Here is a 22,331-nt window from a genome sequence, read left to right as displayed (position 1 = left end):
CCGCTTTCCGGGGGTGATGGGTGGCGGCGTACGGCGGGCTATATGGCTGGGGATTTGCGGGGGAGGAGGGCGAAGGCGCCTAGGTAGAGGAGGCCGGCTACGACGAGGAGGCCCTCGTAGCCGATGACGAGGGAGAGGTACTCGAGGCAGCCGCCGAGGATGGCGCCGAGGAGGTTGGCGCCGAAGGCGACGGTGGCGTCGGCGGTGTCGGCGAAGCGTTTGGCGAAGACCACGTTGGCGGCGAAGATGGGCAGGAAGGCGACGACCACCGCGCAGACGGCGCGCAGCGGCAGGGGCAGCCCGAGCAGCCAGGAGTTGGGCACCAGGGCGGCCAGCACCAGGCCGCCCAGCAGGATGGCGTACATGATCGGCAGGGACGGCATGCGGAAGCGCCGTGTCACCTCCACCGCGGCCAGCACCGCCACGAGCACGCCCGCGAACACGATGGCGTTGACGATCCAGGTCGTGCCGAACAGCAGCGCGAAGCCGGTGACGTTCTTGGTCTCCAGCAGCAGGAACGACACCCCGAGCAGGAACAGGTCGGCGTAGGGGCGCATCTTGCGGAACGGCCCGGCGACCGCGCGGACCGACACGACGCTGACCAGGAGGATCAGCCCGAGCGCGATGAGGTAGATGGACGGGATGTCGCGCCCGTGGAGGTAGAGGAACGGGCGGTCGTCCTGCGCGGGGGGCGGCGTGTCGGCCTTGGCGCCAGACCACACCGAGGCGCAGCGCTGCGCGTCCTCGGTGATGCCCGCGGTGATCACGGCCTGCTGCCCCGAGCCGACCTCGTCGACGCACGGCTTGTGGCCGAACGCGGCCTGCGCCGTCGAGGCGAGCCGGTCGACCAGCCACTGTTCGCGGTAGTAGTTGTACATCGAGAACGCGCCGCCCGGCTTGAGGTGGTCGTGCGCGGCGCGCATGGCCTGCTCGGTGAACAGGTAGCTCTCCAGGCGCAGCGAGCTGGCCCCCGACACCAGGGTGAGCGAGTCCGGCAGGGCGAACAGGATGAGGTCGTACTTGTCGTCGGTGCGCTCAAGGAACGCCCGGCCGTCGGTGATGTGGGTGGTGACGCGGGGGTCGCTGTAGGGCCGGTCGGGGTGGAAGGTGGCGCCGAGCTCCCGCAGCTTGGGGTCGATCTCCACCGCGTCGACGTGCCTGGCGCCCTTGGACAGGGCGATGGCCACGTCGGTGCCGCTGCCGGCGCCGACGATGAGCACGTTGCCGAGGTCGCCCGCCGACGCGGCCCGCTCGTACGGCAGGGCGTACTGGCGCTCCCACTGGAGCCGGTTGACGGCGGGGATCGCCTGCTGGTGCGGGATGCCGTTCACCGAGATGTCCATGATCGGGACGCCGCTGAAGTCGTACCGCTTGTAGGTCACCTTGTAGTACGGGGACCACAGCGCGCCCGCGCTGATCGTCTCCATCGTGAGGGCGCCGACGACCACCAGCGACGGCAGCGCGACGAGGACCACGTAGCGGGCCAGCGAGCGGGGCTGGAGCAGCAGGCCGTACGCGCAGGCGGCGATCAGGCCCCAGGCGACCGGCGGCGCGCCGGCGAGCGACAGCAGCGAGAACATCGCGATGCCGGTGAGGCTGCCGATGAGGTCGTACCGGTAGGCCTCCAGCCTCGGCAGCTCGGGGAAACACCTGCCGACCAGCTCCGCCGGGCCCATCAGGACCAGCGCCGCCGCGCAGAAGATCACCGGCAGGATGGCCCACGCGGGCGGCCCGCTGGTGGACAGGCTGGTGAAGTACAGGACGCCCTCGGTCTCGCGGTTCACCGTCACCGGGAAGAACAGCACGATCAGCACGAGCGCGGCGAGGACGATCGGCGAGTAGTACGGCTGCCGGGTGGTGCGCCCGACGCGCAGGAACCCGAGGCCGATGCCGAGGAACGAGCCCAGCAGCACGAAGTTCGTGAAGTAGCTGAGGTGGACGATGTTGGAACCGGTCCACCGGATCAGCGCCAGCTCGAGGAAGAGCATGAAGGCGCTGGCCACCACCAGCCTGGGGCGAACGGGGAGCCGGAGCCCCCCACCGGAATCAGGACGAGAGGGGCTGTCTACCTCGGCGATCATTCCTCAAAAGGTAGTCATCCGCCGCGTCCGGCGGAAGGCTTACGCGCGACCACATCTTGACGGGGTGCCCGACAGGGCCGTCACCCTTCCCGAAAGGCCGGTGGGAGAGCGCATCCGGGCGCCGCGTGGCGAAAAAACCTGTCGGCGGTTCGCCCGATTTCGCGGTCTATTGCCGAGCTACACGACATTTCTGCTGGTAGACGGGGTGCGGCCGATGCACGAATGTGGTGCCGTTCCGGCTTCGCATCCAAGGTGGTCCCCCCATGCGCGTCCTGATCCAGCTCCGTCCCTCCCCCGACGTCGTCGCCGCGGTGGCCGCGCCCGATCTCACGGCGACCACCGCCGACGTCACCGACGGGCTTCCCGGGGTCGCCCTGGACCATTCGTTCACCCCCGTGGCCCTCCCCCGTGCCCGGCCGGCCACCGACGGCGCCGATCCGCTGTCGATGCGCCAGCCGCTGGTCTTCTCCCTGGCGCCGGGCGAGGCGTCGGTCCTGGTGCGCGGTGAGATCTCCGACGACGAGCGCGGCGAGCGCATGGCGCTGCTCCCCGGCCACGACCCCAACGTGGTCGGCGTGTACGCCGATCCCGTCATCGAGACCAGCCTGACCTGCGGCGGCACTCCCCCGGTCGGCACCTGGCGGGACGTCGCCCGCCTGCTCGGCACCGGCACGCTGCTGTCGGAGGGCTGCGACGGCTCGGGCGTCGCCCTCGCGATCTGCGACACCGGCATCAACGCCGCCCATGTCGCCCGCCAGATGGGCAGGGAGTGCGCGATCGACCGCGACCGCTCCTGGAGCCCCGGCGGCGTGACCGGTGAGCCCGGGCGGTTCGACGTCGACCACGGCACGATGTGCGCCTTCGACACGCTCATCGCCGCCCCGGAGGCGACGCTGCTCGACATCCCGGTGCTGCTGTCGCGGCGGCAGGGCGACGGGGGCATCGACGGGCTGCTGTCCGACGCGGTGGCCGCGTTCGCCCACCTGCGCACCGTCCTGGACGCGCAGCCGGCCGCGACCCGGGCGCTGGTGGTCAGCAACAGCTGGGGGTCGTTCTCGCCGCTGTGGGACTTCGACCCCGGGCAGCCCGGCAACTACTCCGACAACGCGGCCCACCCGTTCAACATCATCGTGGGCAGCCTGGAGCACGCGGGCGCCGACATCCTGTTCGCGGCGGGCAACTGCGGCACCCAATGCAAGGACCGGCGGTGCGCCTACCCGAGCCGCCCGATCGGTGGCGCCAACTCCCACCCGCAGGTGCTGTCCGTCGGCGGGATCGACACCAACGGCGAGCGGGTCGGGTACTCCTCGCAGGGCCCGGGCCGGCTGAGCGAGCGCAAACCCGACATCTGCACCTACACCCATTTCGCCGGCTCGAAGGCGTTCGGCGACGACCAGCCGGACTCCGGCACCTCGGCGGCCTGCCCGGTGGCCGCCGGGCTCGTCGCCGCGATCCGCACCCGGTGGCCGGCCTCGGAGCTTCCGCCGAGCGCGCTCCGCAGTCTGATCAACCGCACCGCCGAGGACCGCAGCGACGTCGGCTTCGACTACGACTACGGGTACGGCGTCGTCGACCCGGCGGCGATCCTGCGGGTCCTGGAGCGCCGCGCCAGGCGGGACGCATGCTGAGGCGGCCGGCCTGTCCGGATCCGGTCCTGCGGCGCGCGGCGTGTCCGGATCCGGGGACGCGTAGCGTGAGGGACATGGTCCTGGTCACGGTACGGCTCCCGCCCACGGCGACCCTCGGCGAGGCCATGCTCCGGCTCGGTCTCACCGAGGACGAGGTGGACATGGCGTACGGCCTGGTGCCCATCGACCCCGACCAGGGGCTGTACGTGCTGCGCGTCACCGACGATGCCGGCGCGCGCGTGGGCCCGGACGCCGGCCCGTTCTCCGACCCGCACATCGAACCCCACGGCCCGCTCCGCTGACGCGCCCCTCGGCGCGTCGAGCCCTGTGGCGCGTCGAGCCCTGTGGCGCGTCGAGCCCTGTTGCCATCCACCGGCGCGGGCCCCTGGCGTTCGCGGCGAGCCGTCCTTTGACCTAGCGCTTGCTGGGCAATAATCTTGCCGGGCCCGAGGGAGCCGGAACAGGACACGAGGTCGCCATGGTCGAGCAGCAGCCGTCCGGCGGCGGAGTCAGGAGGCGCGTCAGCGTCGCGCTCCGCCCCTTCTTCCAGTGGCTCTCCACCACCCGGGGCTTCGCCATGGTGGCCCCCGCGATCGTCCCGCCCGCCGACCGCCTCCTGAACCGGCTCACCGGCGGGCGCGTGCTGATGGGCGACCAGATGATCCCCCACCTGCTGCTCACCACCACCGGCGCCACGACCGGGCAGGCCCGCCAGAGCCCTCTCGCCTGCCTGCCCGAGGCGGGCGGCACGTTCCTGGTGGCCGGCAGCAACTTCGGCAAGGACCGGCACCCCGCCTGGAGCGGCAACCTGATCAGGAACCCGGCGGCCACGATCACCTTCCGGGGACGCGTCACCCCGGTGACCGGCCGCCTGCTGGAGGGCACCGACCGCGAGCGGGCCTGGGAGGCCCTCAACCGCCACTGGCCGGTGTACGACGGCTACACCGAACGCTCCGGCCGTGAGCTGCGCGTCTTCCGCCTCACCCCGCGCCCCGGCTCAGGTGACGGCGGGGAAGACCAGGGAGAAGGCGGCGCCGTGCCCGGGTGAGGTGCGGAGTTCGACCCGCCCGCCGTGCGCGGCCACCAGCGACCAGGCGATGGCCAGCCCGAGGCCCGCGCCCCCGCCGTCCTCCCTGCTCCGTGAGGCGTCGGCGCGGTAGAACCGGTCGAACGCCCGGCCCGCCTGCTCGTCCGTCAGGCCGGGCCCGGCGTCCTCGACCACCAGGACCGCCTCGCCGCCCGCCGTCCCCACCCCGATCCGTACGGGCGTCCCGGCGGGGGTGTGCGCCACCACGTTGCCGACCAGGTTGCTCACCACCTGGCGCAGCCGCGCCTCGTCGCCCAGTACCGGCCCCGAGGCGGGCGGGCCGCCGTACGGGCCGGTCAGCTCCACGGGCCGGTCGGGGGCGAGGGCGCGCAGGTCCAGGCGGGCGTCGGCGGCGAGGGTGCGCAGGTCCATCGGCGCCAGGTCGAGCGGGAGCGCGTCGCCGCCCTCGTCCAGGCGGGCGAGCAGCAACAGGTCCTCCACCAGGCGGGCCAGGCGGCCGGACTCGCTCTCGATGCGGGCCATCGCGGGCCCGGCGTCGGCGAGGCCGCCCATGCGGTAGAGCTCGGAGAACCCCTTGATCCCGAACAGCGGGGTGCGCAGCTCGTGGGAGACGTCGGCGACGAACCGCCGCAGCCGCGCCTCGGACTCGGCCCGCGCCTCGAAGGCCCGCTCGATCTGGCCGAGCATGCCGTTGAGCGAGGCCGACAGGCGCCCGACCTCGGTGTTCTGGCCCTGGACGTGCGGAACGCGGCGGGACATCTCGCCCGAGGCGATGGCAGCCGCGGTGTCCTCGATGCGGCGCAGCGGGCGGAGCCCGGCGCTGATGGCGAACCATCCGGCCAGCGTGAGCAGGACGAGCAGGGCCGCGCCCGTCACCACGATGGCGGCACGCAGCCGTCCGACCGTCGCTTTCACCGCGTCGAGGGAGGCGGCCACGACCACGCCGGTCACCCGCCCGTCGTCCCGGCCGGCGAGGATCGGGGAGCGGGACAGGGCGAGCACCCGCCACTGTCGCGCGCCGTTGGCGCTCTCGGCGTCGAAGGGACGCGGGTCCCGCCGGGCGACCGCGTCCGCGTCGAGCACCGGCGGCTCCGGCCCGCCCGCTCCCGCGGCACCGGACGACCCCGGAGCGCCGGACGATCCCGGGGCAGCGGATGGGGACGGGGTACCCGACGGGGCGGAGGAGGACGGGGCGGGCAGGCGGGTCTCGCGCACGATCGTGCCGTCGGCGGCCAGGAACGCGACGTACAGGTCGGTGACCAGGTCGAGGTCCGCCGACGATACCCGTCCTGGCGCTATCCCGGCCGGGCTCTGTGCCGGGACGTCGAGCGGGAGGATGCGGGCCAGCCCGCCGAGGGCCCGGAGCTGCTGGTCGACCCGGTCGGTCAAACTGGTCCGCAGCACGCCAACCAGGACCGAGCCGCTGAGCAGCGACCCGGCCGCCAGCAACGCGCTGGTGATCAGCAGCAACCGGGCCCGCAGCGACATCCTCGCCGGACGCCACCCGGACGGCCCCCGGACCGCGCCGCGCACACGTCCCCGAAGCCGGGCGATCCCCCGCCGCACTCGCACTCCCGGCAGGGACGCCGCCCGCCGGGCGCGCCGCTCGGACCGGGACGCGTCCCCGGTGGCGCCCGGAGGGCGGGAGCCGGTAGGCGTCACCGGGGCCTGCGCAGGACGTAGCCGACGCCGTGGACGGTGTGGATGAGCCTCGGCCCGGACGCGTCGAGCTTGCGGCGCAGGTAGCTGACGTAGGTGTCGACGATGCTGGAGTCGCCCGCGAAGTCGTACTGCCACACGTGGTCGAGGATCTGCGCCTTCGACACCACCCGCCCGGCGTTGACCGTGAGGTAGCGCAGCAGGCGGAACTCGGTGGGCGAGAGCCGCACCGGGCCGCCAGCCCGCGTCACCTGGTGGCCCTCGGGGTCCACCTCCAGGTCGCCGACGACCAGGGTGTGCGCGTCCGGTGACCCCGTGCGGCGCAGGATGGCGCGGATGCGGGCGATCAGCTCCTCCAGGTCGAACGGCTTGGTCACGTAGTCGTCCCCGCCGAGGGTCAGCCCGGTCACCTTGTCCTTCGGCGAGTCGCGTGCGGTGAGGAACAGGACCGGGACCGGTGGGCTGGTGAGGTCGCGCAGCCGCCGCACGACCTGGAACCCGTCCAGGTCGGGCAGCATCACGTCGAGGAGCACCAGGTCGGGGCGCTGGACGCGGGCGGCGTCCAGGGCCCCGGCGCCGGTCGCGGCCGAGGTGACGGTGAAGCCGGCGAAGCGCAGGGTGGCCGACAACAGCTCGCGGACGGTGGGCTCGTCGTCCACGACCAGCAGCCGCTCCCCTGGGCGCGCGGCCCCCGTGACCTGCCCGTCCGGTTCCATCCCGCTGCTCCTCGCTCGCGCCTCATCACCACATTCACGACATTACGACCCCGGCGGCCCGCCAGGCGTGGCGCGCGTCAGGCGTCCCGCCGGCGGAACATCGCGTACGTGCCGAGCAGGAACACCGCCACGTATCCGCAGAACAGGGCATATCCCGTCCACGGCGCGAGGACGTCGGGATCGATCCTCGGGGCGGCCAGCCTGCCGCCCGCCATCGTCGGCCAGTACGTCAGCACGAACCTCGCCGGCCACTCCGGGAAGAGCGGTGACAGGGCCGGGATCAGCAGCACGATCATGACCACGATCGTCAGCGCCCCCGCCGTGGTGCGGACCAGCAGCCCTGCCGCCAGCCCGAGCAGGCTCATCGTGGCCATGACCAGCCCGACGCCGACGAGGGCGCGCACCACACCGGGCTGACCGAGCGCGTAGACCGGCGCGTCCTGCGCCACCAGCACCAGCCGGCCGGTGAGGTAGACCGCCAGGCCCGCGAGCCACCCGGCGGTCAGCGCCATCCCCGCGCACACCACGCCCTTGGCCGCGAGCAGCCTGCCCCGCCCCGGTACGGCCGTCACGCTGACCGGCATCGTGCCGGTGCCGTACTCGACGGTGACCGCACGCAGGCCCAGGTAGCCCACGAGGACCTCCACGAACAGCAGGGCGCGGAACACGCTCGCGAACGGGTCGAAGCCCGCCCGTTCCGCCGCCGTCATCTCCGCGTACTCCCGGGCCCCGCCGCCGGCGAACATCGCACCGAACAGCGCGGCGACCGCCACGATGGCGACCAGGGTGTACCAGGTGGACCGCAGCGTCCGCACCTTGGTCCACTCCGACCACAGCACGTCGCCGAACCCGGGCCGCTCCCCCGGCGCCCGCGCGCCGCGCGCCCTGGCGGCGGACCGGCTCGTCACGGCGGTCCCTGAACCACCCCGTCCAGCGGCCGTCACCGGGCCACCCCGCCCGGCGTTCGTCACCGGGCCGCCCCGTCCGGTGGTGGTCATCGGGCCGCCCCGTCCAGCACGCCGTACTCGACGCTCTCGCGTGTCAGCTCCATGAACGCCTCCTCCAGCGACGCCCGCAGCGCCGTCAGCTCGTACAGGACGGCCCCCTCGGCCGCCGCCAGCCGCCCGACCTCCTCGGTGGCCATGCCGCCCACGACCAGTCCCCCCTCGCCGGCCCGCACGCGGGCGCCGGCGGCGGTGAGCGCGGGGGCGAGCACCGCCGCGTCGGGGGTGCGGACCAGCACCTCGCCCGGCCGGACGAAGGCGTCGATGGCAGTGTCGGCGATCAGCCGGCCGCGCCCGACCACGATCAGGTGGCCGGCGGTGAGCGCCATCTCGGCCATCAGGTGGCTGGACACCAGCACGGTGCGGCCCTCGGCGGCCAGGTCGCGCATCAGCGTGCGGATCCAGACGATCCCCTCGGGGTCCAGGCCGTTCACGGGCTCGTCGAAGATGAGCACCCCGGGGTCGCCGAGCAGGGCGGCGGCGATGCCGAGGCGCTGGCTCATGCCGAGCGAGAACGTCCCCGCGCGGCGACCGGCCACCGCCGTCAGCCCGGCCAGGCCGAGCACCTCCTCGACGCGCCGCCGTGGCAGGGCGTTGCTCCTGGCCAGGCACAGCAGGTGGTCGCGTGCGGTACGCCTCGGGTGGACCGCGCCGGCGTCCAGCAGCGCGCCGACGGCGCGCATCGGCGCCGGGATGCGGCCGTACGGGGCGCCGAGCACGGTCGCGGTGCCGCCCGTCGGCGCGTCGAGCCCGAGGATCATGCGCATCGTGGTGGTCTTGCCGGCGCCGTTCGGGCCGAGGAAGCCGGTCACCGTCCCTGGCCTGACGTCGAAGGTCAGGTCGTCCACCGCCAGTACCGGGCCGAAGCGCTTGCGCAGGCCCCGCACCTCGATCATCGTCCCTCCTCCGGGCAGGGGCCCGTCATCGTTCCCACTCCCGAAGCGGACATCTCACAGTGCTCTCTGCGGGCGCGGACGTCGCGCCGTCGCCCCAGCGGGCGTGAACCGATCTCATGCGGGAGAGACTGGCGCGCCCGGCTGGAGGGCTCCGGGGAGCTTCTGGGAGATCTCTGTGAGCCTCCGGCCCCGCCGCGCCGGCCGGCCGTCCCCCGGCACCGCCGACCGGCCCGCCCGCGCCGTGCGCCGGCACCGTCTCTCAGGCCATTCCCAGGAACGGGACGACCCCGTGAGCACGGCGGACGGGGGTCGGTAGGATCGGGAGCCGCCGGTGGCCGGGCTTCGGCCCCGCCCGCCGTGAGGCGCGACCGGAACCAGCCCAGACACCCGGAGTTCACCGTGACCGACCCCGGCCCGCCGCGCCGCCCGGCGACGGCGGAGAGCCGTCCGGCGGCGACGGAAAGCCGTCCGGCGGGCGGCCGGATCGCCGGGCCGGCCCGCCGGTTCGCCCTGATGCCCGCGCGCGACCCCTCAGAGCCGCACCGGGCCTCGACCCCGCTGGAGCTGCTGTTCGACCTGGTCTTCGTGGTCGCGGTGGCCCAGGCGGCGTCGAGCCTGCACCACGCGATCATCGAGGGTCACGCGCTGACCGGCCTGCTGAGCTTCGTGGCGGTGTACTTCGCCATCTGGTGGGCGTGGATGAACTGGACCTGGTTCGCCAGCGCCTTCGACAACGACGACGTGATCTTCAGGCTCGTCACGTTCGTCCAGATGTTCGGCGCCCTGATCCTGGCCGCCGGGGTGTCCGACGCGTTCTCGGGCGACTACCGCCTGGTGGTGGTGGGCTACGCGGTCATGCGGTTCGCCATGGTCGCGCAGTGGCTGCGCGCGGCGGCGTCCAACCCGATGACCCGCGCGACCGCGCTGCGTTTCGCGGGCGGCGTCACCGTGGTCCAGCTCCTGTGGATGCCCAGGGCCGCCATCCCCGGCGTGTGGGCCTGGGTCGCGTTCGCCGCCCTATGCGCGGCCGAGCTGGCCGTCCCGTGGTGGGCGGAGCGCGGCCGGCCGACGCCGTGGCATCCGGGGCACATCGGCGAGCGCCACATGCTCTTCGCGATGATCATGCTGGGCGAGGCGGTGCTGGCCTCGACGGTCGCGGTGCGGTCGGGCATGGCGGCGGGCACTCCGGGCGTGGACCTGATCGTGGTCTCGGCCTGCGGGTTCGTGATCGTCTGCGTCATGTGGTGGCTGTACAACTCGCGGCCGGCCCACGGCTTCCTGCGCGGCGCCGCCCGCGCCTTCGGCTGGGGGTACGGCCACTTCTTCGTGTTCTCCTCGATCGCCGCGTTCGGCGCGGGGCTCGCGGCGGTGGTCGACGTCAAGGACGGCGCGGCCGGGCACTTCGACGCGCTCGCCGTCCGGGGGGCGCTCACGGTGCCGGTGGCCGCGTTCCTGGTCAGCGTCTGGGCGGTGCACATCAGGCCGCACCGCCCCGCCGGCGCCGTCAGCGCGAGCTACCTGGCGGGCGCGGCGCTGGTGGCGCTGGCGACGTTCACCCCGGTGCCGCTGGAGCTGACCGCCCTGGTCATGATCGCCACCCTGGCCGGCGCCGAGCTGGGCGCGCGCCGGGACCCGCCGCCGCCGCCGGGCCGCCCCGCCTCCCCGCGCGAAGGCGGGGAGGACGGGGAGGACGAGGCGGGCGTCGCCGGCGACGCCCGGGAGGTTCAGCGCGAGTAGTGCTCGACGACGAGCTGCTCGTCGACCGGCACGGAGATCTGACGGCGCTCGGGCCTGCTGACCAGCGTGAACCTCAGCTCGGAGAGGTCGACGTCGAGGTAGGCGGCGGTGACCTCGTCGGCGTAGGTGCCCTCGGCCGCGGCCACGAACGGCTGCATCGAGCGTGACCTGGCCCGCACGGCGACCGTCTGGCCGGGCCGTACGAGATAGCTGGGGATGTCGACCTTGCGGCCGTCGACGGTGATGTGGCCGTGGGTGACGTACTGGCGGGCGGCGTAGATGGACGCGGCGAGCCCGGAGCGGAGCACCAGCGAGGCCAGGCGGCTCTCCAGCAGCGACACCAGCTCGGCGCCCGAGCGGCCGGGCCGGCGCAGGGCGAGCGTCCAGTATCTCCTCATCTGCCTCTCGGAGATGTCGTAGTACCAGCGCAGCTTCTGCTTCTCCATGAGCCGCACCCCGTAGTCGCCGGTGGCGCGGCGGTTGGTCTTGCGGCCGTGCTCACCGGGCGGGTAGGGCCGCTGTTCGAAGTAGCGGACGGCCTTGCGGGTGAGGGGGACGCCCGCACGCCTGGACAGGCGCACTTTCGGGCCGGTGTAGCGCACGATGACCTCGCTGTGGTTAGGTTATCCTTAGTAAGGGCAGCCTAACCTTAACTTATCGTGTGACGCGAACGCGCGACAGCGAGGAGCCAACGCCATGCACGTGACTGTCCCCCCCATCTCCGAGCGCATCCGCAGCCTCGCCATCGCCTCTTTCCCCACCCATGTGTCGCTCGACGGGTCGGCCCACCGGGCGCGCGGCGGGGTCGACGCGACCGGGCGGCCGCTCCTGCTGGTCAAGCCGGGTGAGCCCCTGCACGCCTTGCCCGCCTCCGACGACGTGGTGGTCACCGTCGACCTCGCGGCCTCCCGCACGCTCGGCGGCGTCGAGCACCCGCGCGGCCTGCTGAAGGTGCAGGGCTGGGCGCAGGCCGTGCCGGCCGCCGAGGCCCGGGACGCGGCGGTGGCGGTGGCCGGCCGGTGCCCGGACGAGTCCCTCTTCGCGGCCGTCGAGGGCGACCCGGCCGGACCGCGCCTGTTCCGGGTCGACGTCGGGTACGTGATCTACCTGACCGGGCAGGAGTCGGGGATGCTGGACGCCGAGGAGTACCTGGGCGCCGGGCCCGACCCGTTCCTGGACGCCGCCGAGCGCATCCTGCACCACGTGAACGAGTCCCACCGCGACCAGCTCCGGCAGGCCGTGCGGAAGATGCTGGGCGGGCCGGCGCCGGACGTGTGGCTGTGGGAGCTCGACCGCTACGGCGCCACCGTGCGCTCGGGCATCGAGGACCCGACCCTCATCCGCGTCCCCTGGTCCGCCCCGGTCGACGGCCCCGAGGCCCTGGAACGGGCGCTGGCCTGCCTGATCTGCGCCCACTGACCGGGCGCGGCGGTCAGCCCGCCGACGCGAGCGGACGGCGGGGCCGTGCCGGCCGGGGGTGCTCGCTCGGGACGGCGACCGGGGTCCCGTCGATGGTGGCGTCCACCGCGTCGGGCGCCAGGACGTGGTCGATCACCATGAGCGCGCAGCCGGTGATGCCGGCGCCCGCGCCGAGCCGGCTGCGCTCGATGCGCAGGCTGCGGGTGGACAGCGCCGTCGAGCGGCGGTAGACCACCTCGCGCACCCCGGAGACCAGCGGCTGGAAGTGCTCGGCGACGTCGCCCCCGAGGACCACCACGGCCGGGTTGAGCAGGTTGACCGCGCTGGCGACCACCTCCCCGAGCAGCCGCCCGGCCCTGCGCACGACGGTCATCGTCTCGGCGTCGCCCGCGCGTACCAGCGTCACGACGTCGTGCAGGGAGTGGACCTCGCGCCCCCGGGCCCGCAGGTCGCGCAGGATGGCGGTGCCGCTCGCCACCGAGTCGACGCAGTCGATGTTGCCGCACCGGCACAGCACCCCCCCGCCGTCGCGCACGGGGATGTGCCCGAGCTCCCCTGCGGCGCCGAGCGCCCCGCGCAGGATCTCGCCGCCGGCGATCACCCCGGCGCCGATGCGGGTCGAGACCTTGACGAACAGCAGGTCGGAGACCTCCCGCGCGTACGCCGCGCGGTACTCGCCCATCGCGATGACGTTGACGTCGTTGTCCACGAAGACGGGCACGGGGTAGCGGGCGGCGATGAGCGGCGGGATCGTCACGCCGGTCCAGCTCGCCATCACCCGGGCGCTTTCGGTGCGCCCGGCCGCGAACTCGACGGTCGCCGGCACGCCGAGGCCGGCGCCGCGCACCGCCGACATCGGCCGGCCGCCCAGCAGGTCGGCCCAGGTGTCCATCAGCAGCGGCAGCACCACGTCAGGGCCGCGTTCGACGTCGATCTCCAGGTCGGTGCGGGCCAGTTCGGTGCCGGCGAGGTCGCACATGGCGATCTGGGTGCGGCTGGCGCCGAGCGAGCCGACCAGCACCACGCCCCCCGCGGCGTTGAAGGCCAGCCGGGCGGGGGGCCGCCCGCCGGTCGAGGGTCCTTCGGTGTCCTCGACGACCAGGCCGAGGTCGAGCAGCCCGGCCACCCGCAGCGCAACGGCGGGCCGGGACAGGCCGGTCACCCGGCCGATGTCGGCACGGGTGACCGCCTCGCCCGTGCGGATGAGCTGCAGGACCTCACCGCTACTGGCGAGCGCGGAGGCTGATCGTCGACCCATCGGCCAAGTCAACCACACCTCTTTTGTAATCCAAAGTTCCTAAGTTCCTCATCTCAAATGGCAGAACTGTGGTTGTGCGCGACCAAAGATCGGGCTACTGTCCGTTCTGTCCTCCCGTTGGTAGATCTACGGAGCTTTCCGTGCCTGAGACCTCGACCACGACCACGTACGAGCCCCCGCCCGTGGCCGCGCCGGGCGCCGTCACGGCCCCGCCGTCGGCGGCCGGCCTCCCCGGCACGGCGGCCACCGGTCGCCCCGAGGCGCACGCGGCCGACCTGATCGTCTTCGGCGGCACCGGCGACCTGTCCATGCGGAAACTGCTCCCGGCGCTCTACCACAGCGACCGCGACGGCCGGCTCGCGCCGGGCAGCCGCGTCATCGCCCTGTCGCGCGGCGGGCTCACCGACGCCGGCTTCCGCGGGAAGGTCGAGGCCGAGGTGCGGCCCGGCCTGCACGCCGACGACGCCGAGGGCTGGGAGCGGTTCCTCGGTCGGCTGCGCCACGTCAGCCTGGACGTGGGCGGCCCGCGCCGCGACGGCTGGACCGCGCTCACCCACCTGCTCGCCGGCCGGGAGGACACCGCGAGGATCTTCTACCTGGCGAGCCCGCCGGCCACGTTCGGCCCGTTCTGCCGGGGCGTCCACGATGCCGGGCTGGTGACCCCGCGCTCCCGGGTCGTGCTGGAGAAGCCGCTCGGCCGCGACCTGGCCGGCGCGCGGCGGATCAACGACGAGGTCGGCGCCATCTTCGGCGAGCACCAGATCTTCCGCATCGACCACTACCTGGGCAAGGAGACCGTCCAGAACCTGCTCGTGCTGCGCTTCGCCAACGCGTTCCTCGAGCCCATCTGGAACTCCCTGTGGATCGACCACGTCCAGATCACCGTCGCCGAGTCCGTCGGCACGCCGGGCCGGCGCGGGTACTACGACCAGGCGGGCGCGCTGCGCGACATGGTGCAGAACCACCTGCTGCAACTGCTGTGCCTGGTCGCGATGGAGCCGCCGTCACGCAACGACCGCGAGTCCATCCGCGACGAGAAGCTCAAGGTCCTCCAGGCCCTGCGGCCGATCACCGGCACCGAGGCCGACCGGTTCACCGTGCGCGGGCAGTACGTCGCCGGCGAGGCGGGCCCGGGGTACCTCGACGAGCCCGACCAGACCGCGCCGACCACCGCCTCGCACCGCGTGGAGACCTTCACCGCCGTCCGCGCCGAGGTCAAGAACTGGCGCTGGGCGGGCGTGCCGTTCTACCTGCGCACCGGCAAGCGGATGCCGTACCGCCGCTCGGAGATCGTCGTCCAGTTCAAGGACGTGCCGCACTCGATCTTCCCCGGCGGCGGGCCCAACCGCCTGGTGCTGCGGCTCCAGCCGGGCGAGGGCATCCACCTGCACATCATGGCCAAGGAGCCCGGCGCGGGCGAGGTCGTCCCCCGGCCCGTCCCGCTCAGCCTGAGCTTCGCCGACACGTTCCGCACCCGCGTGCCCGAGGCGTACGAGCGGCTGCTCATGGACGTGCTCGCGGGCAACCCGACCCTGTTCATGCGGCGCGACGAGGTCGAGGCCGCGTGGAGCTGGATCGACCCGATCGCCGCGACCTGGGAGGCCGCCGGGACCGCCCCCGACCCCTACCCGGCGGGCACGAGCGGCCCCGCCGCCGCCCACGAGATGCTCGGCCGCAGCGGCCGCGCCTGGCACGAGGAGGACCTGCCGTGAACCGCACCGTCAAGGAGGTCACCGAGCGGCTCACCGAGCGCAGCCTGCGCAGCCGGACCGCCTACCTGGCCCGCGTCGGCGCCGCCGCCCGCGAGGCCAGAGCGCAGGGGCCCGCCAGGGCGGGCCTGGGCTGCGCCAACCTCGCCCACGGCTTCGCCGCCTGCTCGCCGGGCGACAAGCAGGACCTGCGCGGCGCTTCCAAGCCCGGGGTCGCGATCGTGTCCGCCTACAACGACATGCTGTCGGCCCACCAGCCGTTCGAGACCTACCCGGCCGTGCTGAAGGAGGCCGTGCGCGAGGCGGGCGGCGTGGCGCAGTTCGCCGGCGGCGTCCCGGCGATGTGCGACGGCGTCACCCAGGGCCGGGCCGGGATGGAGCTGTCCCTGTACAGCCGCGAGGTCATCGCCATGGCCACGGCCATCGCCCTGTCGCACGACATGTTCGACGGCTCGCTGCTGCTCGGCGTGTGCGACAAGATCGTGCCGGGCCTGCTGATCGGCGCGCTGCACTTCGGCCACCTGCCGGCGATCTTCGTGCCGGCCGGGCCGATGCCCTCCGGGCTGCCCAACAAGGTGAAGGCCAGGACCCGCCAGCTCTTCGCCGAGGGCAAGATCGGGCGCGGCACCATGCTGGACGCCGAGGCCAAGTCGTACCACTCCCCCGGCACCTGCACCTTCTACGGCACCGCCAACTCCAACCAGGTGCTCATGGAGGTCATGGGCCTGCACCTGCCGGGCACGACGTTCGTCAACCCCGGCACCGAGCTGCGGGACGGCCTCACCCGCGCCGCCGCGCGACGCGTCGTCGAGATCACCGCCCACGGCGGCGAGTACACCCCGGTGGCCGAGGTCGTCGACGAGAGGGCCGTGGTCAACGCGGTCGTGGCTCTGCTGGCCACCGGCGGGTCGACCAACCACACCATGCACCTGGTCGCCATCGCTGCCGCCGCCGGCATCGAGCTGCTGTGGGACGACCTCGCCGAGCTGTCGGCCGTCGTCCCGCTGCTCACCCGGATGTACCCCAACGGGCAGGCCGACGTGAACCACTTCCAGGCGGCGGGCGGCATGCAGGTCCTCATGGGCGACCTGCTCGACGCCGGGCTGCTGCACGAGGACGTCCTGACGGTCGCGGGCCGGGGCCTCGGGCTGTACCGCAGCGGGCCGGAGCTGAAGGAGGGCGAGGTCGTGTGGGCCGAGCGGCCCCCGGCCAGCGGGGACCTCGACGTGCTGCGGCCGGTCGCCGCGCCGTTCTCCGCCGACGGCGGCATCCACATGCTCAGCGGGAACCTCGGCCGCGCGGTCAGCAAGGTGTCGGCGGTCAAGCCGGAGCACCTGGTGATCGAGGCCCCGGCGAAGGTCTTCGACGACCAGGCCGAGCTGCTCGCCGCGTTCGCGGCGGGCGAGCTGGACGCGCGGGACTTCGTCGCGGTGATCCGCTACCAGGGGCCCAGCGCCAACGGCATGCCCGAACTGCACAAGCTGACGCCGCCGCTGGCCGTGCTGCTGGACCGGGGGCAGCGGGTGGCGCTGGTCACCGACGGCCGCATGTCCGGGGCGTCGGGCAAGGTGCCCGCCGCCATCCACCTGTCGCCCGAGGCGGCGGACGGGGGCCCGATCTCGCTGGTCAGGGACGGCGACCCGATCCGGCTCGACTCCACGACCGGCACGCTCGACCTGCTGGTCCCCGCCGACGAGCTGGCCCGCCGTACGCCGGAGGGGCGGGCCCTGCGCGACGACGAGTGGGTGGGCACCGGGCGCGAGCTGTTCGCCGCCTTCCGCCGCGCCGCCGGCCCGGCCGAACGCGGCGCCGGGATCTTCGCCCTCAGCGGCGCCGAGGGGCGCGGGGGCGCTCTCGGGTCCCGCGCGGGGGAAGACGCTCTTAGGGAAGGCGGCGGCGCGTTCGGGTTCCCCGCCGGGCAGGGCCGGGACGGGGCTCTCGAATCCCTCGCCGGGGAGGGCCGCGCGTGACCGTGATCGATCCGCCCTCGCCGGGACGGCCGTGGCTGGTCGCCGACATCGGCGGCACCAACGCGCGGTTCGGCCTGGTCACCCGGCCCGGCGGCCGTCCCGGGTCGATCGCCGTGCTGCCCGGGGCCGAGTTCGGCGGCCTGCCGGACGCGGTGCGCACCTACCTGGCCGGTCACGCGGGCGGGGTGCGGGCCGGGGCCGCGTGCCTGGCCATCGCGGGCCCGGTGAACGCCGACCGCTACCACCTCACCAACACCGGCTGGACGGGCTCGATCACCGAGCTGGACATCCCGCACGTCGAGCTGCTCAACGACTTCGAGGCGCTCGCGCTCGCCCTGCCGCACCTCGGCGGGGACGACCTGGCACCGCTCGGCGGCCCCGGCCCGGCGCCGGACATGGTCAAGGCGGTGCTCGGCCCCGGCACCGGGCTCGGCGTCGCCGGGCTCGTCCCCGCCCGAGGCGGCTGGGTGCCCGTACCGGGCGAGGGCGGGCACGTGTCGGCGCCCGCCGTCACCACCCTGGAGATCGAGATCGTCCGGGCGCTGCGGGCCGACGGCATGCCGTTCGTGGACGCCGAGCACCTGCTGTCCGGGCCCGGCCTGGTCCGGCTGCGCCACGGCCTCGCCCTGGTCGGCGGCACGCCGGTCGCGCCGCTTCCCGCCTCCGAGATCGTGGCCCGGCTGGACGATTCCCTGTGCGCGCGTACGGTTGAGGTGTTCTGCGGGCTGCTGGGAAGCTTCGCGGCGAACGTCGCCCTCACCCTGGGGGCGCGGGGCGGGGTGTACCTCGGAGGGGGGATCGTGCCGAGGATCGTCGGGCGCGTCCAGGACAGCGACTTCCGGCGCCGGTTCGAGGCCAACCTCGTCCTGTCGGGGTATCTGTCGGGGATCGCCACCACCGCGATCGTCGCCGACCAGCCCGCCCTGACCGGCGCCGCCGCCTGGCTCGCCCAGCGCGCCACCGACCACAAGCACACCGCCCACCAGCGGCGAACCCCCCTCGAAACCCCCGGATCATCGTCCGCAAGGAGTGCGAACCCGTGACCATCCTCGACCTCGCCCCTGTCGTCCCGGTCGTCGTGATCGACGACGTGGAGACGGCGGTCCCGCTCGCCCGGGCGCTCGTGGCGGGCGGGCTCCCGGTCATCGAGGTGACGCTCCGCACCGCGTGCGCCCTGGACGCCATCGAGCGGATCGCCGCCGAGGTCCCGGACGCCGTCATCGGCGCGGGCACGGTGCGCACCCCGGCGGACGTGGCCGCCTCGGTCAAGGCGGGCGCCGGGTTCCTGGTCAGCCCCGGCACGACGCCGTCCCTGGTCGACGCCATGGTGGACAGCGGGGTGCCGTTCCTGCCGGGCGCGGCGACCGCGTCCGAGGTGCTGGCACTGGCCGAGCGCGGCCTGACCGAGCTGAAGTTCTTCCCCGCCGGCCCGGCCGGCGGCGTCGCCTACCTCAAGGCGCTCGCCGGTCCGATCCCGGAGGTGCGCTTCTGCCCGACGGGCGGCATTCGTCTAGAGACGGCCCCCGACTACCTGGCGCTCCCGAACGTCGGCTGCGTCGGCGGCACCTGGCTCACCCCCGCCGCCGCCCTGGCCACCGGCGACTACGCCCACATCCAGAACCTGGCCACCGAAGCCGCCGCCCTCGGACGCTCCTGACCGGCTGACGCGACGCGCCTGTGGCCAGGGCGTCATCGTGCACGGGACCGCGCACGGTGGGCGGCCACCGTGGTCCGGCTGGCGCACGCGCCGGAGCAGAAGCGCCGGCTGCGGTTGCGAGACCGGTCGATGTAACTGTCCGACGCCCCCACGTCCTGTTCCGGTCCGGGCGTTGGGACCACGCGCTGGCTCTGCTTCCGAGTACGGAGACCACTCGCCGCGCGGAGATCCTGGTCGACCGGTTCTGGTGGCGCCACGAGGGGGGCACCGAGGCCGGGGCGCTGATCGACTCCTTGCCGGAGGGCGTGATGACCTCCTACCTGCGTGCCCAGCTCGCCTACACCCGCGTCCTGTTCGACCTCGAGCCGCGCCCGGACGACGCGGACACCGCACGGCGCGGCTTCGAATCCGCCGCTAGATGTATTGACCCGGAGGGTTGTTGACGCGGGTGATCGGGGGTTGTCCTTGGAGTGCGGTGTGGCAGCGGTGGTGGTTGTAGGTGTGCAGGAAGTCTTGCAGGGCTGCGGTGCGTTGGTCGTTGGTGGTGTAGGGCCGTTGGTAGGCCCATTCGTCGAGCAGGGTGCGGTTGAAGCGTTCGACCTTGCCGTTGGTCTGGGGGCGGTAGGGGCGGGTGTGTTTGCCGGTCGCGCCCAGGTCGGCCAGGGCGTGACGCCAGGCGGTGCTGGTTCGGTAGGCCAGGGCGTTGTCGGTCAGCACGCGTTCGATGGCGGGGATGCCGAGGCCGGCGAAGAAGGCGGCGGCGCGGCGTAGGAAGCCGGCGCAGGTGGTGGCCTTTTCGTCGGGGTGGATTTCGCTGTAGGCCAGGCGGGTGTGGTCATCGACGGCGGAGTGGATGTAGTCGTAGCCGACGGTGGGGCGGTGGTGGTGGGCGCGCTGGTCGCGGCCGTGGATGTGCCAGCCGCCGCCGTCGGGGATACGGCCGAGTTTTTTGACGTCCACGTGGATCAGTTCGCCGGGCCGGTCGCGCTGGTAGCGGCGGATCGGCTGCCCGGTCGGGCGGTCCAGGAAGGTCAGCCGGTTGAGGCGGTGGCGGGTGAGGATGCGGTGCACGGTGGAGGGTGGCAGGCCCAGGATCGGGCCGATGCGTGCGGGGCCGAGCTTGCGTGTGGTGCGCAGCAGGCATACCTGGGTCTCGATGTGGGCGGGGGTGCGATGCGGGGTGGTGTGCGGACGGCTGGGCCGGTCGTACAGCCCGGCCTGGCCTTCCTGGCGCCAGCGGCGGACCCATTTGTAGGCGGTGGGCCGGGAGATGCCCATCTCAGCGGCCACATGCGCGACCGGACGCCCCGACAGCACCCGCTGGACCAGCAGCTGCCTGCCGTGAACGGTCAACCGGGCATTACGGTGGGACACGAAGACCTCCGTGCGTGGTGTGGAGCCTAGACACCTCCACCACACCGGAGGTCTTCCCATTGATCAAGCCCAACTGTCAACAACGCTCGTGGTCAATACAGCTAGACAGAGCGACCTCGCCGGATGGGGACGGTTCTGGCTCGGTGCGCTCGCCGACAACGTCGCCAAGGATCCGGCCTCAGCGGCGGAACACTACGCGGCCGCCGCCGTCCACACGCCCGGCGATCACCTGCTGGAGTCCTACGTGGCCCGCCATCAGGGCTTCCACCTGCTGCGAAGCGACCACGCCGAGGCCGTCACGCTGCTCCGCAGGTCATATGTCCTGCGCTCCGCCCTGGGCGCGCGCCCCCAGACGGCGGCGGCCGCCGCGGCCCTCGCGGACGTCCTGCCGGCGGGCAGGGAGGGCCGGGACCTGCGCGAGGCCGCCCTCCTGACGGCGCGGGACCTCGAACTCTCCTGGCTCCTCGCGCACCTGCGGCGATCCTGACGCCGGCCGCCGGTGCCACGCCCTCAGCTCACGGCCGGGTGGTGAGGGTCTTCAGGAGTGAGCGGAGCGGGGTGGCCGGCCGCTGGAGGAGGGTCTCCAGTTCCGGGCCGGTGGTGGCGAACTCTCCTCGGCGGGAGGCGTGGAACATGCCGAGCAGCATGTCCGCCTGGCCGGCGGGCACGCCGTGGCCGATCATGGTGGCCGTCCACTCGGCGTCGTCGGCGACGACGCGGCGGACGGCGCGTCCGGTGAGTTCGGTGACGATTCCGGCGATGTCCGCGAGGTCGAGCGCGTCCGGCGCGGTCAGCGGCGGGGTCGGGCCGTCGTACCGGCCCTCGGCGAGGATGACCGCCGCCGCCTCGGCGAGGTCGGCGTGCGCGGTCCAGGACACCGGCCCGTCGGCGGGCGCGACGAGTTCGCCGGTGTCGAGCGCCCGGCCGAGCAGGTGCCGGACGGTGTCGGCGTAGAACCCGTTCCGCAGCGCCGTGAACGGTGCGCCGGTCTTGGACAGGTACTGCTCGGTGGCGGCGTGGTCGGGCATCGGCGCGAACAGGGAGTCCTCGGCGGCGCCCTGGTGGCTGGTGTACAGGACGCGCCCGGCGCCGGCGTCGCGAGCGGCGTCGATCGCCGCGGTGTGCTGGGCGAGCGCCGCCTCGCCCGTCCCGTCGGTCGAGACGACGAGCACCCGCGTCGCGCCTTCGAACGCGGCGGCGAGGGAGCCGGGGTCGGTGAAGTCGCCGCGCCGGACCCGTACCCCGCGCCGGGCCAGGTCGCCGGCGCGGCCGGTGTCGCGGACGCTCACGCCGACCTGGTCGGCCGGGACCCGTTCGAGCAGCCGTCCGACGATCTGGGAGCCGAGCTTGCCGGTTCCTCCGGTAACGATGATCATGATTTAATCCCTCCTGCTAACAACGGAACGACTTTAACGCTACCATTGTTAGCAACGGCGGTAGCAAGAAGGCGCTACCATTGGAATCATGGTGGAGGTCAGAACGGACAGCGCCGGCCGGCACAAGACGCGGGCGACCATCGTGGAGTGCGCGGCGCGGCTCCTGCGTGAGCACGGCGCGGGCGCGGTCACCACCCGCGCGGTCGCGCAGGCCGCCGGTATGCAGGCGCCGACCATCTACCGGTTCTTCGAGGACAAGGACGCGCTGCTCGACGCCGTCGCCGAACACGTCCTCGCCACCTACGTCGCCGTCAAGACCCTCGCCGAGGACGACGGCGACCCGGTCGCGGACCTGCGGGCGGGGTGGGACACGCACATCGGCTTCGGCCTCGCCAACGCGGCCCTGTTCGGTCTCCTCACCGACCCCGCCCGGGGGACCAGGTCACCGGCGGCGGCGGCCGGCCTGGAGGTGCTGCGCGCCCGGGTGCGCCGCGTCGCGGCGATCGGCCGGCTGCGGGTCAGCGAACGGCGCGCCGTGGAACTCATCCACGCCGCCGGCACCGGCGCCGTGCTCACCCTGCTCGCCACCCCGCCGGAGCATCGCGACCCCGGCCTCGCCGACGCGATGTACGAGGCGGTGACCCGGTCGATCCTCACCGACGCGCCGGCGCTCCCCGCCGACGGCCCGGCCGCGGCCGCCGTCGCGTTCCGGGCCCTGGCCCCGGACCTGACAACCCTCACCGCCGCCGAACGCACCCTGCTGTCGGAGTGGCTGGACCGGGCCGCCGGCTGAAACCGC

Annotated in this window: 21 protein-coding genes; 11 read left to right on the top strand and 10 right to left on the bottom strand. The window is 73.7% G+C overall.

The features are described from left to right. Window positions 1–38: 38 nt before the first annotated feature. Window positions 39–2,081 carry a spermine/spermidine synthase domain-containing protein gene (locus tag NYZ98_RS21505; RefSeq protein ID WP_262844640.1) on the bottom strand — a complete coding sequence of 681 codons (2,043 nt, stop codon included), beginning with the start codon at window positions 2,079–2,081 and terminating at the stop codon, window positions 39–41. A 263-nt stretch (window positions 2,082–2,344) separates the two neighbouring features. Here NYZ98_RS21505 and NYZ98_RS21500 point away from each other — a divergent pair, with 263 nt between their 5' ends. From NYZ98_RS21500 to NYZ98_RS21490, 3 genes are all read left to right on the top strand, one after another. Then, window positions 2,345–3,709, top strand: a complete 1,365-nt coding sequence (locus tag NYZ98_RS21500) for a S8 family peptidase (RefSeq protein WP_262844639.1) — start codon at window positions 2,345–2,347, stop codon at window positions 3,707–3,709. A gap of 74 nt (window positions 3,710–3,783) precedes the next feature. Then, window positions 3,784–4,011 (top strand): hypothetical protein, encoded by a 228-nt coding sequence (locus NYZ98_RS21495; RefSeq protein WP_262844638.1) that lies wholly within the window; start codon window positions 3,784–3,786, stop codon window positions 4,009–4,011. 176 nt (window positions 4,012–4,187) lie between these two features. Further along, on the top strand, window positions 4,188–4,757 hold the full coding sequence (locus NYZ98_RS21490) for a nitroreductase/quinone reductase family protein (RefSeq protein WP_262844637.1): 570 nt from the start codon (window positions 4,188–4,190) through the stop codon (window positions 4,755–4,757). Here the strand turns inward: NYZ98_RS21490 and NYZ98_RS21485 are convergent. The 4 genes from NYZ98_RS21485 to NYZ98_RS21470 all read right to left on the bottom strand — a co-directional run bounded on the left by NYZ98_RS21485 (window position 4,707) and on the right by NYZ98_RS21470 (window position 9,032). Continuing rightward, window positions 4,707–6,323, bottom strand: a complete 1,617-nt coding sequence (locus NYZ98_RS21485) for a sensor histidine kinase (protein WP_262844636.1) — start codon at window positions 6,321–6,323, stop codon at window positions 4,707–4,709. The two genes, NYZ98_RS21490 and NYZ98_RS21485, sit on opposite strands and share 51 nt — an antisense overlap. Before the next feature lie 92 nt (window positions 6,324–6,415). Continuing rightward, entirely contained in the window at window positions 6,416–7,132 is a 717-nt protein-coding gene (locus NYZ98_RS21480; protein ID WP_262844635.1) for a response regulator transcription factor, read from the bottom strand. Window positions 7,133–7,209: 77 nt separating this feature from the next. Continuing rightward, window positions 7,210–8,040: a hypothetical protein gene (locus NYZ98_RS21475; RefSeq protein WP_262844634.1), complete on the bottom strand. Its 831-nt coding sequence runs from the start codon at window positions 8,038–8,040 to the stop codon at window positions 7,210–7,212. A gap of 86 nt (window positions 8,041–8,126) precedes the next feature. Next, window positions 8,127–9,032, bottom strand: a complete 906-nt coding sequence (locus tag NYZ98_RS21470; protein WP_262844633.1) for an ATP-binding cassette domain-containing protein — start codon at window positions 9,030–9,032, stop codon at window positions 8,127–8,129. Window positions 9,033–9,431: 399 nt separating this feature from the next. Between NYZ98_RS21470 and NYZ98_RS21465 the strand changes: the two genes are divergently transcribed. Next, complete coding sequence (locus tag NYZ98_RS21465) at window positions 9,432–10,769, top strand: low temperature requirement protein A (RefSeq protein ID WP_262844632.1); 1,338 nt, start codon at window positions 9,432–9,434, stop codon at window positions 10,767–10,769. Here NYZ98_RS21465 and rpsD read toward each other — a convergent pair. Next, complete coding sequence (rpsD, locus tag NYZ98_RS21460; protein ID WP_262844631.1) at window positions 10,757–11,371, bottom strand: 30S ribosomal protein S4; 615 nt, start codon at window positions 11,369–11,371, stop codon at window positions 10,757–10,759. The two genes, NYZ98_RS21465 and rpsD, sit on opposite strands and share 13 nt — an antisense overlap. 94 nt (window positions 11,372–11,465) lie before the next feature. On the opposite strand from rpsD, the gene NYZ98_RS21455 reads away from it, so the two are divergent. Next, on the top strand, window positions 11,466–12,188 hold the full coding sequence (locus NYZ98_RS21455; RefSeq protein ID WP_262844630.1) for a DUF2470 domain-containing protein: 723 nt from the start codon (window positions 11,466–11,468) through the stop codon (window positions 12,186–12,188). A gap of 13 nt (window positions 12,189–12,201) precedes the next feature. On the opposite strand, the gene NYZ98_RS21450 is transcribed toward NYZ98_RS21455, so the two are convergent. Beyond that, the gene (locus tag NYZ98_RS21450; RefSeq protein ID WP_262844629.1) at window positions 12,202–13,446 is read right to left on the bottom strand and encodes an ROK family transcriptional regulator; all 1,245 of its coding nucleotides are present in this window, start codon (window positions 13,444–13,446) and stop codon (window positions 12,202–12,204) included. Between the two features lie 275 nt (window positions 13,447–13,721). Here NYZ98_RS21450 and zwf point away from each other — a divergent pair, with 275 nt between their 5' ends. From zwf to eda, 4 genes are read left to right on the top strand one after another with little or no spacing between them, the layout of a single operon-like run. Next, window positions 13,722–15,158, top strand: coding sequence for a glucose-6-phosphate dehydrogenase (gene zwf / locus NYZ98_RS21445; RefSeq protein WP_262844681.1), 1,437 nt, complete (start codon window positions 13,722–13,724; stop codon window positions 15,156–15,158). Further along, window positions 15,155–17,125, top strand: a complete 1,971-nt coding sequence (edd, locus tag NYZ98_RS21440; RefSeq protein ID WP_262844628.1) for a phosphogluconate dehydratase — start codon at window positions 15,155–15,157, stop codon at window positions 17,123–17,125. Before zwf ends, edd begins: the two co-directional genes overlap by 4 nt. After that, window positions 17,122–18,168 (top strand): glucokinase, encoded by a 1,047-nt coding sequence (locus NYZ98_RS21435; protein ID WP_380706363.1) that lies wholly within the window; start codon window positions 17,122–17,124, stop codon window positions 18,166–18,168. Before edd ends, NYZ98_RS21435 begins: the two co-directional genes overlap by 4 nt. Next, complete coding sequence (gene eda / locus NYZ98_RS21430; RefSeq protein ID WP_262844627.1) at window positions 18,165–18,782, top strand: bifunctional 4-hydroxy-2-oxoglutarate aldolase/2-dehydro-3-deoxy-phosphogluconate aldolase; 618 nt, start codon at window positions 18,165–18,167, stop codon at window positions 18,780–18,782. The genes NYZ98_RS21435 and eda overlap by 4 nt, the downstream gene beginning before the upstream one ends. A gap of 32 nt (window positions 18,783–18,814) precedes the next feature. On the opposite strand, the gene NYZ98_RS21425 is transcribed toward eda, so the two are convergent. Both NYZ98_RS21425 and NYZ98_RS21420 read right to left on the bottom strand, forming a co-directional pair. Continuing rightward, a complete protein-coding gene (locus NYZ98_RS21425; protein WP_262844679.1) occupies window positions 18,815–18,934 on the bottom strand; it encodes a CGNR zinc finger domain-containing protein in 120 nt (39 codons plus the stop codon). Window positions 18,935–19,196: 262 nt separating this feature from the next. After that, window positions 19,197–20,156, bottom strand: coding sequence for an IS481 family transposase (locus NYZ98_RS21420; RefSeq protein WP_262844626.1), 960 nt, complete (start codon window positions 20,154–20,156; stop codon window positions 19,197–19,199). An 88-nt stretch (window positions 20,157–20,244) separates the two neighbouring features. On the opposite strand from NYZ98_RS21420, the gene NYZ98_RS21415 reads away from it, so the two are divergent. After that, a complete protein-coding gene (locus NYZ98_RS21415) occupies window positions 20,245–20,643 on the top strand; it encodes a hypothetical protein (RefSeq protein WP_262844625.1) in 399 nt (132 codons plus the stop codon). Window positions 20,644–20,671: 28 nt separating this feature from the next. Here the strand turns inward: NYZ98_RS21415 and NYZ98_RS21410 are convergent, their stop codons facing one another. After that, complete coding sequence (locus NYZ98_RS21410) at window positions 20,672–21,532, bottom strand: NAD(P)H-binding protein (protein WP_262844624.1); 861 nt, start codon at window positions 21,530–21,532, stop codon at window positions 20,672–20,674. A gap of 88 nt (window positions 21,533–21,620) precedes the next feature. Here NYZ98_RS21410 and NYZ98_RS21405 point away from each other — a divergent pair, with 88 nt between their 5' ends. Next, complete coding sequence (locus NYZ98_RS21405; RefSeq protein WP_262844623.1) at window positions 21,621–22,325, top strand: TetR/AcrR family transcriptional regulator; 705 nt, start codon at window positions 21,621–21,623, stop codon at window positions 22,323–22,325. The last annotated feature ends 6 nt before the right edge of the window (window positions 22,326–22,331 follow it).

Source organism: Sphaerisporangium corydalis (assembly GCF_025506355.1).
GTDB classification, from domain to species: Bacteria; Actinomycetota; Actinomycetes; order Streptosporangiales; family Streptosporangiaceae; genus Sphaerisporangium; species Sphaerisporangium corydalis.
This window is presented reverse-complemented; position numbering and strand designations above follow the sequence as displayed.

Excerpts from the sequence above, each read along its gene's own strand:
- NYZ98_RS21410 (WP_262844624.1), bottom strand. The coding sequence starts at position 21,532 with ATGATCATCGTTACCGGAGGAACCGGCAAGCTCGGCTCCCAGATCGTC.
- NYZ98_RS21490 (WP_262844637.1), top strand. The coding sequence starts at position 4,188 with ATGGTCGAGCAGCAGCCGTCCGGCGGCGGAGTCAGGAGGCGCGTCAGC.
- NYZ98_RS21450 (WP_262844629.1), bottom strand. The coding sequence starts at position 13,446 with ATGGGTCGACGATCAGCCTCCGCGCTCGCCAGTAGCGGTGAGGTCCTG.
- NYZ98_RS21495 (WP_262844638.1), top strand. The coding sequence starts at position 3,784 with ATGGTCCTGGTCACGGTACGGCTCCCGCCCACGGCGACCCTCGGCGAG.
- NYZ98_RS21500 (WP_262844639.1), top strand. The coding sequence starts at position 2,345 with ATGCGCGTCCTGATCCAGCTCCGTCCCTCCCCCGACGTCGTCGCCGCG.
- NYZ98_RS21455 (WP_262844630.1), top strand. The coding sequence starts at position 11,466 with ATGCACGTGACTGTCCCCCCCATCTCCGAGCGCATCCGCAGCCTCGCC.
- NYZ98_RS21505 (WP_262844640.1), bottom strand. The coding sequence starts at position 2,081 with ATGATCGCCGAGGTAGACAGCCCCTCTCGTCCTGATTCCGGTGGGGGG.
- NYZ98_RS21405 (WP_262844623.1), top strand. The coding sequence starts at position 21,621 with ATGGTGGAGGTCAGAACGGACAGCGCCGGCCGGCACAAGACGCGGGCG.
- NYZ98_RS21480 (WP_262844635.1), bottom strand. The coding sequence starts at position 7,132 with ATGGAACCGGACGGGCAGGTCACGGGGGCCGCGCGCCCAGGGGAGCGG.
- NYZ98_RS21470 (WP_262844633.1), bottom strand. The coding sequence starts at position 9,032 with ATGATCGAGGTGCGGGGCCTGCGCAAGCGCTTCGGCCCGGTACTGGCG.